9 protein-coding genes are annotated in these 13960 nt (G+C 73.4%); 6 read left to right on the top strand and 3 right to left on the bottom strand.

The features are described 5' to 3' along the window. Nucleotides 1-197 precede the first annotated feature (197 nt). Nucleotides 198-923: a methyltransferase domain-containing protein gene (locus GKC29_RS07540; protein ID WP_155330139.1), complete on the top strand. Its 726-nt coding sequence runs from the start codon at nucleotides 198-200 to the stop codon at nucleotides 921-923. Between the two features lie 123 nt (nucleotides 924-1046). Here the strand turns inward: GKC29_RS07540 and GKC29_RS07535 are convergent, their stop codons facing one another. Then, nucleotides 1047-2054: a LacI family DNA-binding transcriptional regulator gene (locus GKC29_RS07535; RefSeq protein ID WP_155330138.1), complete on the bottom strand. Its 1008-nt coding sequence runs from the start codon at nucleotides 2052-2054 to the stop codon at nucleotides 1047-1049. A 336-nt stretch (nucleotides 2055-2390) separates the two neighbouring features. Here GKC29_RS07535 and GKC29_RS07530 point away from each other — a divergent pair, with 336 nt between their 5' ends. Together GKC29_RS07530 and GKC29_RS07525 are read left to right on the top strand one after the other, a co-directional pair. After that, entirely contained in the window at nucleotides 2391-4046 is a 1656-nt protein-coding gene (locus tag GKC29_RS07530) for a glycoside hydrolase family 10 protein (RefSeq protein ID WP_155330137.1), read from the top strand. Nucleotides 4047-4220: 174 nt separating this feature from the next. Further along, nucleotides 4221-4754 (top strand): phospholipase, encoded by a 534-nt coding sequence (locus tag GKC29_RS07525; protein ID WP_155330136.1) that lies wholly within the window; start codon nucleotides 4221-4223, stop codon nucleotides 4752-4754. Between the two features lie 101 nt (nucleotides 4755-4855). On the opposite strand, the gene GKC29_RS29855 is transcribed toward GKC29_RS07525, so the two are convergent. Together GKC29_RS29855 and GKC29_RS07510 are read right to left on the bottom strand one after the other, a co-directional pair. Beyond that, complete coding sequence (locus GKC29_RS29855) at nucleotides 4856-7705, bottom strand: adenylate/guanylate cyclase domain-containing protein (protein ID WP_230688951.1); 2850 nt, start codon at nucleotides 7703-7705, stop codon at nucleotides 4856-4858. Nucleotides 7706-7859: 154 nt separating this feature from the next. Further along, nucleotides 7860-8075 carry a zinc ribbon domain-containing protein gene (locus GKC29_RS07510; protein WP_155330135.1) on the bottom strand — a complete coding sequence of 72 codons (216 nt, stop codon included), beginning with the start codon at nucleotides 8073-8075 and terminating at the stop codon, nucleotides 7860-7862. Nucleotides 8076-8131: 56 nt separating this feature from the next. Between GKC29_RS07510 and GKC29_RS07505 the strand changes: the two genes are divergently transcribed. From GKC29_RS07505 to GKC29_RS07495, 3 genes are all read left to right on the top strand, one after another. Then, nucleotides 8132-9454 carry a lytic murein transglycosylase gene (locus tag GKC29_RS07505; RefSeq protein ID WP_155330134.1) on the top strand — a complete coding sequence of 441 codons (1323 nt, stop codon included), beginning with the start codon at nucleotides 8132-8134 and terminating at the stop codon, nucleotides 9452-9454. 72 nt (nucleotides 9455-9526) lie between these two features. Beyond that, on the top strand, nucleotides 9527-10543 hold the full coding sequence (locus GKC29_RS07500) for a GNAT family N-acetyltransferase (RefSeq protein ID WP_155334026.1): 1017 nt from the start codon (nucleotides 9527-9529) through the stop codon (nucleotides 10541-10543). Nucleotides 10544-10635: 92 nt separating this feature from the next. Further along, on the top strand, nucleotides 10636-13914 hold the full coding sequence (locus tag GKC29_RS07495) for a lamin tail domain-containing protein (protein ID WP_155330133.1): 3279 nt from the start codon (nucleotides 10636-10638) through the stop codon (nucleotides 13912-13914). The last annotated feature ends 46 nt before the right edge of the window (nucleotides 13915-13960 follow it).

Raw genomic sequence — 13960 nt, 5'->3', positions numbered from 1 at the left:
GCGCCGGAGCTCACGTCGGCCGCGATGCCGCCGGCGTGGCGGTGTCGACGACGCCGGGACCGCCCGATGCCGCCGCCCTCGGGTCGATCGCGGGCGGGCGGGCGACCCGAGTGTTGTCCCGGGGCCCGGGGCAGGTCCACCGAAGGGCAGGGCATACCAGGCGGCGATGTGGGTAACGGGCGGCCGGAGGTGGGCCGATGGTCGCGCTGGCACTGACCCCGCCCTCGGCCGAGCGGCTGCGGGCGGTCGACGAGTTCCTCGCCGAAGCCTGGACGGACCAGGCGCGGCACGACGACCGCCTGCGGGACCTCGCCGTCGAGGTGCGCTTCGACCGGGGGGTGGCTCACCTGACCGGGGAGGTCGGCGAGCCGGACGACCTGCGTCTGGTGCGGGACCGCGTCGGCCGGCTCGCCGGGGTCCTGGCCGTCTGGTGCCGGGTCCGCGTCGGCGGACGGGACCCCGTCGTGGTGGACCTGGGCTGCGGGCCGACCAAGCAGTGGCCGGGCAACCTGGGACTGGACATCTTCCCGGCGCCGGGAGTGGACGCGGTCGCGGACCTGTCGAGCACGCTGCCCCTTGCCGACGACTCGGTGGACGTGCTCTTCACCGTCCACATCCTGGAGCACCTGATCGACTTCCTGCCGCTGGTCGACGAGGCGCACCGGGTGCTGCGCCCGGGCGGCGTCCTGCACGTGATGAGCCCCTGGTGGGGGCACGTCAACGCGGTCGCCGACCCCACCCATGTCCGGCTGCTCGACGTCCAGACCATCAAGGGGATCTGCATGCAACGCCCACCGGGCACCCCGCGCTGGTACCCGCTGCACGCCGGCTGCGACGGTGCCAGCATCTTCGCCGACCTGACCCCGCTCCCGCCCGACGCCGACGGCCCGTCCCCCTCCCACCTGGCCCGCTTCTTCGCCTAACCCACCCACCCCACCCACCCCACCCACCGCAGGGGACGTGTCGATCATGGGGTTAGCGGGTGAATTGGAGATCAAACCACCCGCTAACTCCATGATCGACCAGGACGGCCCGGGGGTGGGGGGTTAGGGGTGGGTGGTGGATTCGCGGGGGAGGAGGGTCCAGGGGGCGGGGAGTTTGCGTGGGGGGGCTGTGCGGTCGCCCACGAGGCGGTTGGCGAGGAGGTCGACCGCCAGGCGCGCGATGCGTTCCTTGTCCGGGGCGATGGTGGTCAGGGTGGGGACCGAGAAACGGCCGTCCTCGATGTCGTCGAAGCCGGCCACCGCGACGTCCTCCGGCACGCGCAGGCCGGCCTCGTGCAGGGCGCGCAGCGCGCCGAGCGCGAGGGTGTCGTTGAAGCAGAAGACGGCGTCGGGGCGTACCCCCGAGGTCAGCAGGGACCGCATCGCGGCCGCGCCCCCCGCGCGGTGCCAGGCCGGCGCGGGCGCCACGAGCGACTCGTCGTACGCGATGCCGGCGTCGGCGAGCGCGGCGGTGTAACCGGCGAGCCGGAGCCGCGCGCTCGCGCCCTCGGGGGTGCGCTGCGACCCGATCGCGGCGACCCGGCGGCGGCCGAGCCCGATGAGGTGGGCGGTCATCGTCCGGGCGGCGGCGGCGTTGTCGATCCCCACCTGGTCGGCGGGGCCGTGGTCGACGCGTTCGCCGAGCAGCACCATCGGGGTGCCGTCCAGGCCGGCCAGGTCGTCGGCGGTGAGCGCGAGCGGGCTGAAGATCAGACCGTCGATCAGGTGGTCGCCGATGCCCGCGGCGGCGACCCGTTCCTGCTCCCGGCCGCCGCCGGTCTGGTCGATCAGGACCGTCCAGCCCAGCTCGGCGGCGGCGGTGACGACGTGCCGGGCCAGCTCGGCGAAGTACGGGATGTCCAGTTCCGGCACGGCCAGGGCGATCACCCCGGTGCGCCCCTTGCGCAGGTTGCGGGCGGACAGGTTGGGCCGGTAGTTCAGCTCGGCGATGGCCTCCTCGACCCGCGCCCGGGTGTCCGGCCGGACGTGCACGTAGCCGTTGACCACGTTGGAGACGGTCTTGACCGACACTCCGGCCCGCTCCGCGACGTCCTTGAGCCTGTGCCGCACCGCTTCCTCCCCCACTGCTGGCCCGCACTCTACGGTGGCGGTCAAGGAAGGAAGGGCCCCTTGTTAACGCCTGGCGTTGTACAAGGGGCCCTTCTTGACACCTGCGTCGGCGCAACCGGGCGGCGACAGGGGGTGGGGAGATGGTCACCGTGGGCACGGTGACGGGGGCCACTCGACGGATCCGGAAAGCGACGGACGGATCGATCGGGCGCAGACCCTTGCGCGGAGCACGCACGGTGTGAAAATTTTCTACCAGCGGCACTTACTCAACGGCGGATGTTGCCGGGAGGGCCGCGTCGAACCCTGTCACGGGGGCCCAACGAAGGGACACACCGTATGAAGGCAACTCGGCTCGGCGCCGCCGGGCTCGCTGCCGCGCTGCTGGGGGCGCTCGTCGCCGCCACCCCGGCCGCCGCGGCGCCCGACACGGCCAGCGCCGCCTCCACCACGACCTGCACCACCGACCCGGCCACCCCGAAGCGGCAGTTCCGTGCCATGTGGATCGCGTCGGTCACCAACATCGACTGGCCCACCAAGGGCTCCTGGACCGCGCCGGACCAGGTCGCGGCGCAGAAGGCCGAGTACCTGGGCTGGCTCGACCTCGCCGAGCGGCTCAACCACAACGCCGTCGTCGTCCAGATCCGCCCGACCGCCGACGCGTTCTGGCCCTCGCCGCACGAGCCGTGGTCGGAGTACCTGACCGGGGAGCGCGGCAAGGACCCGGGCTGGGACCCGCTGGCCTTCGTCGTCGAGGAGGCGCACAAGCGCAACCTCGAGTTCCACGCCTGGTTCAACCCGTACCGCGTCTCGATGCCCGCACCGAGCGGCGCCGGCGCCGACATCAGCAAGCTGGCGCCCGACCACCCGGTCCGCGAGCACCCGGACTGGGTCTTCGCGTACCCGCCGGCCGGCGTCGCCGGCAGCCGGCTCTACTACAACCCCGGCATCCCGGCGGTCCGCGAGTTCGTCCAGACCGCGATGCTCGACGCGGTGAAGCGGTACGACATCGACGGCGTCCACTTCGACGACTACTTCTACCCGTACCCGAGCGGCACCCACCAGGTGCCGGACGACGCGACGTTCGCGGAGTTCAACCGGGGCTTCACCGACAAGGCCGACTGGCGGCGGGACAACATCAACCTGCTGATCCAGGAGATGAACGCCAAGATCAAGGCCGAGAAGCCGTGGGTGAAGTTCGGCGTCAGCCCGTTCGGCATCTGGCGCAACAAGTCCGTCGACCCGCTGGGCTCGGACACCACCGGCAGCCAGTCGTACGACATCATCTCCGCCGACACCCGCAAGTGGATCAAGGAGGAATGGATCGACTACGTGGTGCCGCAGCTGTACTGGTACATCGGCCAGTACCCGGCCGCCGACTACGCGCGTCTGGTCCCGTGGTGGGCCGAGCAGGTGCGCGGCACCCGCGTGCAGCTCTACATCGGGCAGGCCGACTACAAGAGCGGCGAGCCGGCGTACGGCTCGTTCTGGATGAACCCGCGCGAGCTGTCCGACCACCTGACGCTCAACCGGCAGTACCCCGAGGTGCTCGGCAACGTGCACTTCTCGGCCGTCCAGGTGCGGGCCAACCGCCTCGGCGCGACCGACATCTACGCCGCCGAGCACTACTCCCGCCCGGCCCTGGTGCCGGCGATGCCGCACCTGCCCGCCAAGCCGCTACTCATGCCGGTGGTCACCGGTAAGGAACGGCAGGACGACGGCGTCAAGTTGACCTGGCGGCAGCCGGCCGACGGGAGGGGCCCGCTGGGCACCGCCACGTCGTACGCGATCTACCGCCTCGACGGGTTCGACCTGGCCGGCCGGTGCGACTTCGCCGACGCGGCGCACCTGGTCGACACGGTCCGGGCGACCGGTGGGGTCGAGTCCTGGGTGGACACCACCGCGGAGGCGGGCCACTCGTACACGTACTACGTGCGGGCGGTCGACCGGGTGGCCAACGAGGGACCGGCCAGCCCGCCGGCCTTCGTGCGCTGACCCTGCGCTGAATGCCCCGGGCGCCCCTGGCGCCCGGGGCATTCGTCTGTTTAGGCGCCGGACACGAAATGTTGAGACCGCCGCGAGGTCGCCGCGAGGTACGGCATCGACACTGATCTACACCCGGTAACCCGCCGGTAACATGCCGTCCCGCTCACCCTCGCGGAGGTAATCGTGTCCAGACGCCTCGCCACCCTCCTCGCCTCGCTCACGGTCACCCTGCTCGTCGCCCTCGGCCTCGCCTCCCCCGCCGCGGCCGTCACCCGGGAGCAGAAGCTCTCCGTCCTGTCCGGCTGGACCCAGACCAGCGCCACCAGCTACAACGCCTGGAACGCCGGCCGGTTGAACAAGGCCGCCTGGTCCGAGTACGCCTTCGACTGGTCCACCGACTACTGCTCGTCGAGCCCGGACAACCCACTCGGGTTCAACTTCAGCCTCTCCTGCTACCGCCACGACTTCGGGTACCGCAACTACAAGGCGATGGGCCTGTTCTCGTCGAACAAGGCCCGCCTGGACAGCGCCTTCTACGAGGACCTGAAGCGGGTCTGCGCCACGTACAGCTCGGTCGTCCGGCCCGCCTGCTACAGCCTGGCCTGGACCTACTACCAGGCGGTCAGCATCTTCGGCTCGGTCGCCGCCGTCCAGCAGTCCGACATCGACCGCGCCGCGAAGATGAAGGCCGACGCCGAACGCCGCGCCCGCACCTGACCCACACCCCCGCACCCAGGGGTACGCCAAGTTGATCATGGGGTTAGCGGGTGAAATGGAGATCGAACCGCCCGCTAACTTCATGATCAACGCGGTGAGGGTCAGGCGTGTTCGGTGTGGGGGGTGGGGGTGGGGGTGGGGGTGGCGGTGGGTTGGCGGGGGGTGGGGGTGGGGGTGGGGGTGCCCGTGGCGAAGCGGGTCGAATCGGCGGCCAGGTCGGGGTGCTCGATGCTGAGCGCCAGTGCGGCCGCCTCCTCCAGACCCAACTCCGCACCCACGGCGTACGCGTCGTCGAAGGCGGCGTCACCCAACGCCTCGCGGAGCTCCATCTGGCGCTGCGCCCAGTACGCCCCGTAGATGCCCGGCGTGGAGCGCAGGCTCGCCCGCGTCGCCTGCGCCGCCCCGAACAGCCGCGCGGCGGCCAGCGGGTCACCCCCGGCGGCGCAGCGCACGGCGATCGCGTGCAGCGTGTCGCAGGCGCGACCGTGGAAACCGTGCGCCATGCGGGAGCGGAGCGCCACCAGCAGGTGCTCGTGCGCGGCGATCAGGTCCCCCCGGGCCAGCGCGACCAGGCCGAGCAGCATGTCCACCGAGCGCCGGCCGCGCTCCACCGGGCGGGCCGCCTCCACCGGGCGGGCCGCCCCGAGCAGCTCGGCCGCCTCGTCCAGCGCGCCCCGGCGCCAGAGCAGCTCGGCCAGGCTGAACACGGCGAACAGGGCGTCACCCACCACGTCCTGCCGGTGCGCCCAGTCGATCACCTCGCGGCACACCCGCTCCGCCTCGGCGAACTGTCCCATGTCGACCAGCGGCGCCGCCCGACCGGCCAGGACCCGGGCGAGCAGGCCCGCGTCACCGGCCTGCCGCGCCGCCTCCTCCGCGCGCTGGGAGAAGCGCAGCTCCTCGGCGAACTCGCCGTCGGCGCCGGCATGCAGCGAGTGCATGTGGTACGCCGCCGCCAGCTCCGCCTCCGGGATGCGCTCCCCGGTCTCGGCGATCCGGCCGTACAGCCGGGACAGCCAGAGCCGCCCCTCCCGGGCCAGCCCCCGCTCCCGCCACCACTGGTCCAGCCCACCGGCCAGTTCCAGCCCCGCCCGGGCGCTGCCACCCGTGGCGCACCAGCGCAGCGCGGCGCGCAGCTCGCCGGCGAGCGGATCGAGCGCGTACAGCGAGAGGGTCGCCGGCCGGCCGTCCGGACCGAGGTGCACCCGTTGGAGGGCGTGGGCGGACCAGGCCACGTGCCGGTCCCGGGCGGTCTGCTCCTCCCCCGCCTCCACCAGCCGCCGCGCCGCGTACGCGCGGATCGGGTCGAGCATCCGGTACGTGCTGCCCGACGCGTGCGGCTCGGCCAGCACCATCGACTTGTCCACCAGTACCGACAGCGGGTCGAGCGGGTCGTCCCCGAGCAGCCACTCCACCGTCGGCAGGTCCACCGGCCCGGCGAACACGGCCAGCCACCGCAGCAGCCGGGCCGCGCGCGGCCCGAGCGTCCGGTACGACCACGTGACGGTGGCCTGCATGGTGACGTGCCGTTCGGTCGCCGACCGCTGCACCGCCCGGGTCGCCGGGCTGGGCGGGCTGATCCCGGCCGCCGCCGCGACGAGATCCACCGTGTCCTGCTGGTTACCCGTCCAGCCGCCATCGGCCGGCGGCGGCTCCGGGTCGTCCCGGCCGGCGTCCAGGGTGCCCAGCACATCGTCGAGTCGTTCGGCGAGCTGGCCGACGGAGAGCACCCGCAGCCGGGCGGCGGCCAGCTCGATGGCGAGCGGAAGGCCGTCCAGCCGCTGCACGACCCGGCGCAGGTCGGCCGACTCGGCCGGATCCGGCTGCCGGCCGCCCCGGGCCGCGGCCGTCCGGTCGAGCAGCAGCGCGACCGCGTCGCTCTCCGCGCCGTCCGGGGGCCGGTCCACCGACAGCGGAGGGATCCGCCACACCACCTCGCCGGGCAGCCCGAACGACTCCCGGCTGGTGGCGAGGACCCGCACGCCCGTCCCGCCGGCGAGCAGCCGGGAGATCACCTCGGCCGACGCGGCCGGCTGGGCGTCGCAGGTGTCCAGGAGGACGAGCATCCGGCGGGCGGCCGCGTACTCCACCAGGGTGTCCACCATCGGGCGGCCCGGCTCCGGGCGGAGACCGAGCACGGCGGCGATGGCGAACGCCACCAGACCCGGGTCGGTGACGGTGGCGATGTCGACGAACCAGGCCCCGTCCGGATAGGACTCCACCAGGTCGCCGGCGAGTTCCACGGCGAGGCGCGTCTTGCCGGTGCCGCCCGCACCGAGCACGGTGACCAGCCGGTGCCCCTCCACCAGCCGCCGCAGCTCGGCGCGCTCGCTCTGCCGGCCCACGAACGAGGTGACCTGGGTCGGCAGGTTGTGCGCCACCGCGTCGGCGGTACGCGGGCGCGGGAACTGGCGCTCCAACCCGGGGGCGACGAGCTGGAACAGGCGCTCCCGGTCGTCGAAGCCGCGCAGCCGGTGCAGGCCGAGGTCGAGCAGCGACGCGCCGGACGGCAGCGGGTCGGCGTGCCTCGCCGTGGCCGCGGAACAGAGCACCTGCCCGCCGTGCGCGGCCGCGGCGACCCGGGCCGCGCGGTGGACCTCGGGGCTCGCGTACTCGCCGTCGCGCGGCTCGGCCCACCCGGTGTGCAGGCCCATCCGCACCCGGGGCACGGCCTCCTGCGTCGGCCAGTCGTGACTGGCCAGGGCCCGCTGGGCGGTCAGGCAGGCGGTCAGCGCGGCGGTCGCGTCACCGAAGGCCAGGAAGAACGAGTCCCCCTCGGTGAGCAGCTCCGCGCCCTCGGTGGCGGCGATGGTCCGGCGCAGCAGCCGCCGGTGCTCCCGCAGCACCGGCCGGTAGTCGGGCCCGAGCAGCTGGGCCAGCCGGGTCGAGCCCTCGATGTCGGTGAAGACGAAGGTCACCAACCCGGTCGGGAGGTGGATCCGTGGCGACATGCGTGGAACCTCCGCCCCGTGACGTCGGGTTCATGCTGCCTGAAAGCAAGCCGTCACGCATCGTGAGAACGGCCGCCCCGGCTCCGCCCCAACGTGCCACTAGGACCTCGTGCGGGCAAGCGCGACAGCCGTACCGACGGACTCCGAGTGCGGCTCAGCAGCCGCAGCCACCGCCGCAGCAGCCGCCACCGCTCGGTGCCGGGGCGGGCGCGCCCGCCCCACCGCGGCCGGTCACCGCGACCGTGGACAGCAGCTTCACCGTGTCGTCGTGCCCCTGCGGGCAGGACGCCGGCTCGGCGGCCCGCGCCATGGGACGGTTGACCTCGAAGGTGTCGCCGCAGGCGCGGCAGCGGAACTCGTACCGGGGCATGGCATCAGCGTACGACCGGTCCTGACGTCGCGCGGAACATGGGTGATACTCGACGGGTGGTGGACGGCGAGGACAGGACGACCCTTCGACCCCTCCGGCCGGCCGCGCCGCCCGACGGCCCGTTCGCCGGCTCCGGCGCCGCCCCGGACGAGCCGTTCGCCTCGGTGCCCCGTCCACGCCGGCCGTGGCTGCGCTCGGCGACACCCTCCGCCGACGACAAGGCGGCGCACACCGACGACGACCCGCCGCACGCCGACGACACGGCGGCACGGACCGACGACACGGCGGCACGGACCGACGACACGGCGGCACGGACCGACGACACGGCGGCACGGACCGACGGCCCTGCCGGGACGGCGCCGCCGCGCACCGGCGACGACCTCACCGTCACCCGGGTCGACCCGCTGCCCCCGGTCGACCCGGCCGCCCCGGACCGGCCCGCGGCAGCCCGGCGGCGCCGGGTCCCCTTCGCGCACGCCGTACGGATCCCGCCGGGACGGTTGGCGGCGGGTGCGACCCGGGCGGTCCGCGACTGGTCGCGGCGCCCCAGCGGGCGGCTCACCCTGCCCGGCGTCTTCCTGCTCTTCCTGGTGGCGGCGACCGCCGCGGCCGGCGCCCTGCTGGTACCCGCGGCCGTGCGCTCCCGGCCGGTCGCGGTCGACGCCAGCGCGGGAGCGCCGACGACCGCTGCCGACCCGACCCTGGCGGCGGGCGCACCGCTGCCGGCCACGACGCTGCCGCCGCTCGGCGGACCCACGGCCGTGGCGCCAACCGGCGGCACGGTCGTCCCGGCGCCCGGCACCGGCCGGCCCGCCGACGCCCTCGCCGCCTGGGCCGCTCAGATCGGCCCGAAGGTGGGCATCGCCCCAGTGGCCATGCAGGCGTACGGGTACGCCGAGCTGGTGCTCGCCCAGACCAACCGGAGCTGCGGGCTGAGCTGGACCACGCTGGCCGCGATCGGGCACGTCGAGTCCGCGCACGGGCAGGCCAACGGCGCCCGGCTCGGCACGGACGGCCGGGCCGCCCCCGAGATCATCGGCCTCCCGCTGGACGGGCGCGACAACCGGATGCTGATCCGCGACACCGACCGCGGGGTGCTCGACCGGGACACGACCTACGACCGGGCGATCGGGCCGATGCAGTTCATCCCGACCACGTGGCAGGAGGTCGGCGCCGACGCGGACAACGACGGCCGCAAGGACCCGCACGACATCGACGACGCCGCCCTGGCCGCCGCGAACTACCTGTGCAAGGGGAGCCGCAACCTGACCATCGCCGGTGACTGGTGGAACGCCATCCTGTCGTACAACGACGTCCGGGCGTACGCGCAGGACGTGTTCGACCGGGCCAACCAGTACGGGCAGGCCAGCCGCACGTGACGTGATCGTCCGCATACATTGGAGAACTGGACACTTCCCCCGGGCAGCCGTTAGCGGCAAGCTAGACGGGTGATGGTGCGCGAGTGGGACCCCAGGACCGCGTCGTCCGCCGAGATCGCGTCGCTGCTGGACACGCTGAACGCGGTCCTGGCGGCCGATCTGCCGCAGGATCCGCCGTGGCAGGAGAATTCCCTGCGGGAATACCTGGCCGAGGTGATGCCCGGTGAGCGCCGGATCTCCTGGGTCGCCCAGGCGGAGCCGGCCTCGAACGGCGTCCCCGGGGCGATCATGGGTCAGGTCCACGTGCTGCTGCTCGGTGACATCGGCGTGCTGGAGGTGCTGGTGCACCCGTCCGCGCGCCGCACCGGCCTCGGCCGCGACCTGGTGCTGACCGCCGCCCGCCGGGTCTACCACGAGGGGTTCCAGTCGATCGGCGTCGAGGTGGTCGGCGACACCCCGGCGGTCGGCTTCTACGAGGCGCTCGGCTTCGCCAAGGAGTACGTGGAAACCCGCAGCGTGCTCGACCTCGCCACGGTGGACTGGGCCGAGCTGACCGAGATGGCCTCCGGCATCGGCGCGGGCTACCACCTGGAGTTCCACCCCGGTGGGCCCCCGGACGAGCTGATCGAGGCGTACGCGCGGGCCAAGGCCGAGGTGCGCGACGTCGAGGACGGCGAACTGCGCCCCAGCTCGTACGATCCGCAGCGGCTGCGCGACAGCCTGGACTGCCTGCACCGGCGGGGCATGAAGCCGTACATCGTGCTCGCCCTGCACGAGCAATCCGGCGAGGTGGCCGGCCTGACCGAGGTGGTGGTGCCGGCCCAGCACCCGACCCGCGCCGACCAGTACGACACGATCGTCGTCCAGGACCACCGCGGGTACGGCATCGACCGGGCGATCAAGGCACGCATGCTGCTGGAGCTGCGCTCCGCCGAACCGCAGCTCGTCGAGGTGCAGACCTGGAACGCCCAGGCCAACGAGGCGATGCTCAAGGTCAACGCCGAGCTGGGGTACCGCCCCGACCGCGAGTGGTGCGAGTACAGCGTGGACGTCGCCGACCTGGTGCACCGGCTCGACCCGGGGCGCTGAGAAGTTCACGAAAGCGTCCGTCGGGGGATGGACGGCGGTCAACCACGCCACTTAACGTGCGTTAGTTCATGCCCACCCACCGTGGAGGCTCCATGCGCCCGCGCCGCACAATCGCCGCGCTCGCGACCGCCACCGCCGCCGTCACCGTCACGGCCGTCGGAGTCGCACCCACCGCGGCCAGCGCCGCGCCCACCGACCTGTTCATCTCGGAGTACGTCGAAGGCTCGTCCAACAACAAGGCGATCGAGCTCTTCAACGGCACCGGCGCGCCGATAGACCTGAGCGCCGGCGGTTACCAGCTGCTGCTGTACTTCAACGGCTCCACCACTCCGACGGCCTTCCCCCTGACCGGCACGGTGGCGGCGGGTGACGTCCACGTCTTCGCCCACTCCTCGGCGAACGCCGCGATCCTCGCCCAGGCCGACCAGACCACCGGCAGCGGCCTGTTCAACGGCGACGACGCGGTCGTGCTCCGCCGGGGCGACACCGTGCTCGACTCGATCGGCCAGGTGGGCGTGGACCCGGGCACCGAATGGGGTGCCGGGGCGACCAGCACCGCCGACAACACGCTGCGCCGCCTGGGCGGCGTCACCGCCGGCGACACCGATCCCGCCGACGCCTTCGACCCGGCCGCCCAGTGGGCGGGCTTCGCCGTCGACACGGTCGACGGGCTCGGCGCGCACACAACCGACGGCGGCGGCCCGGTCGACGCGCCGGCCACCGTCACGTGTGGCGGCACGCTCGCCACGTCGGCCGGCACCGCCGCGACCCGCGAGGTCACCGCCACCGACCCGGACGACCGGATCGTCGACCTGGCCGTCACCTCGGTCAGCCCGACGCCGACCACCGGTTCCATCAGCCGTACCGCGGTCACCCCCGCCGAGGCGGCCGGCGGCACCGCCCGGGCCACCGTCACCGCGAGCGCCGACCTGGCCGCCGGGGCGTACTCGGTGCTCCTGACCGCGACCGACGCGGACGGCACCACCGCCACCTGCACCCTGACCGTGCAGGTCACCCGGGAGCTGACCGTCGGGGAGGTGCAGGGCCCGACCACCGACGCCGAGTCCGGCCCGGCCGACCGCTCGCCGCTCGCGCCGGCCAGCGGCAACGGCACCAGCAGCACGCTCCACGACGTCCGCGGGGTCGTCACCCAGCGCACCCTGGCCCGGGACTCGTCCGGCCGGGACCAGCACGGCTTCTTCCTCCAGAGCCGCTCCGACGCCACCGACGGCGACCCGACCAGCTCCGACGGCATCTTCGTCTTCATGGGCTCGTTCACGTCGCTCATCGGCGGTTACGTGCCGGCCGTCGGCGACGAGGTGGTGCTGCGGGCCCGCGTCTCCGAGTACTTCAACATGACCCAGCTCTCCAGCGCGTCGCTGGTCCGCAAGGTCGCCTCCGGGCTGGACGTGAACGCGGTGGTCGCGGTGACCGACGCGGTTCCGCCGGTAGACCTGGCGGACGCGCAGCGCTTCTGGGAGCGGCACGAGGGCGCGCGGCTCCGGGTACGCGCCGGGAGCGCCGCGGTGAGCGGACGGAACGTCTTCGCCTCCACGGCCGACGCCGAGACCTTCGTCATCGACCGGGACGACCCGCTGCTCGACCGCGCGGACCCGTACACCCGCCGGGTCTTCCGGGACACCCACCCGCTCGACAACGACCCGACGCGCACCTTCGACGACGGCAACGGTCAGCGGATCATGCTGGGCAGCATGGGCGTCAAGGCGGTGGCCGGGGACAACGCTGCCCTGCTGCCGCCGGCGCACACCTTCGACACGCTGACCGGTGACGCCGTCGGCGGCCTCTACTACTCCTTCGAGAAGTACGGCGTCCAGGTCGAGTCGGCCGCCTTCGCCGCCGGGGCCGACCCGTCGAAGAACAACCCGCCGCAGCCGGCCAGGCGGTCGGAGGAGTTCGCGGTCGCGACGTACAACGTGGAGAACCTGTACGACTTCCGCGACGACCCGTTCGACGGCTGCGACTTCGCCGGCAACGCCGGCTGCACCGGCGTCCGCCCGCCGTTCGACTACGTGCCGGGCAGTGACGAGGAGTACCGGGAGCAGCTCGCCGCGCTGGCCGACCAGATCACCACCGACCTGCACTCCCCCGACCTGATCCTCGTGCAGGAGGCGGAGGACCAGGACATCTGCACGGTCAGCGGCAGTGAGCTGGTCTGCGGTACCATGAACGACGCCGACGGCGCCCCGGACACCCTCCAGGAGCTGGCGCTGACCATCGCCGCGAAGGGCGGCCCCGCCTACGCGGCCGCGTACGACCGCACCGGCGCGGACGACCGGGGCATCACCTCGGCGTTCCTCTTCCGCACCGACCGGGTCTCGCTGGCCGAGGCGACCGCCGGTGACCCGCTGCTGGGTTCGTCGCCGACGGTGCAGTACCGCTCGGCGGGGCTGCCGACGAACGCGGACGTGCAGAACCCGAAGGCGCTCAACGCGGTGCTGCCGTCCGACGTGGACACCTCGACCGGCAAGGACGGGAACAACGTCTTCACCCGGGCGCCGCAGCTCGGCAAGTTCTCCGTGGCCGCCGCGCCCGGGTCGAGCGAGCGGTTCACGGTGTGGGCGGCGAGCAACCACTACTCGTCCACGCCGGACGCCCGGGTGGGGCAGCGCCGGGAGCAGGCCGCCTACGGCGCCGCGATCGTGTCGGCGATCGAGGCGTCCGACCCGAACGCGCGCGTGGTGTACGGCGGTGACCTGAACGTCTTCCCGCGCCCCGACGACCCGATCGCGACCGGGGCGGACCTGACGCCGTCGGACCAGCTCGGTCCGCTGTACGAGGCGGGGCTGCGCAACCTCTGGGAGGACCTGCTCGCCGACGCACCGTCGTCCGCCTACTCGTACAGCTTCGAGGGGCAGGCGCAGACGCTGGACCACCTGTTCGTGAACGGGGCGCTGCACCGCGACCTGGTGCAGATGCGCGCCGCGCACATCAACGCCGACTGGCCGGCCGAGCACGCCGGTGACGGCACGCGCGGCTCCAGCGACCACGACCCGCAGGTGGCGCGGTTCCGCTCCCGCGCGTCGCTCAGCGTGGCCGACGCGTCGGTGGTCGAGGGCGATCGGGGCAACGTCCGGCTCGACTTCACCGTCACCGTCTCGCGACCGCTGTCCCAGCCGGTGCTGGTGTGCGCCGCGACCTACGGGACGACCGCCCGGTCCGGCTCGGACTACGAGTCGTACGTCGGGTGCAGGACCCTCGCGGCCGGTCAGACGACCCTCACCTTCCCGGTGACCGTGCGCGGTGACCGGAAGCGCGAGGCCGACGAGAAGCTGACGTTGCTCGTGGCCGGCATACCGGGTCTGCGCCTCGCCGACCCGCTCGGCACCGGCACCATCGTCGACGACGACTGATCCGGGTCCGCTCGCTGACGGCCCGCCGGCCAGGCCCTTCGCCTGG

It is taken from the genome of Micromonospora sp. WMMC415 (assembly GCF_009707425.1).
Lineage (GTDB): Bacteria > Actinomycetota > Actinomycetes > Mycobacteriales > Micromonosporaceae > Micromonospora.
The sequence above is the reverse complement of the archived record's forward strand: the minus strand, read 5'-3'. Positions and strand labels throughout refer to the sequence as shown.

Excerpts from the sequence above, each read along its gene's own strand:
- GKC29_RS07540 (WP_155330139.1), top strand. The coding sequence starts at position 198 with ATGGTCGCGCTGGCACTGACCCCGCCCTCGGCCGAGCGGCTGCGGGCG.
- GKC29_RS07530 (WP_155330137.1), top strand. The coding sequence starts at position 2,391 with ATGAAGGCAACTCGGCTCGGCGCCGCCGGGCTCGCTGCCGCGCTGCTG.
- GKC29_RS29855 (WP_230688951.1), bottom strand. The coding sequence starts at position 7,705 with ATGTCGCCACGGATCCACCTCCCGACCGGGTTGGTGACCTTCGTCTTC.
- GKC29_RS07510 (WP_155330135.1), bottom strand. The coding sequence starts at position 8,075 with ATGCCCCGGTACGAGTTCCGCTGCCGCGCCTGCGGCGACACCTTCGAG.
- GKC29_RS07500 (WP_155334026.1), top strand. The coding sequence starts at position 9,527 with ATGGTGCGCGAGTGGGACCCCAGGACCGCGTCGTCCGCCGAGATCGCG.
- GKC29_RS07495 (WP_155330133.1), top strand. The coding sequence starts at position 10,636 with ATGCGCCCGCGCCGCACAATCGCCGCGCTCGCGACCGCCACCGCCGCC.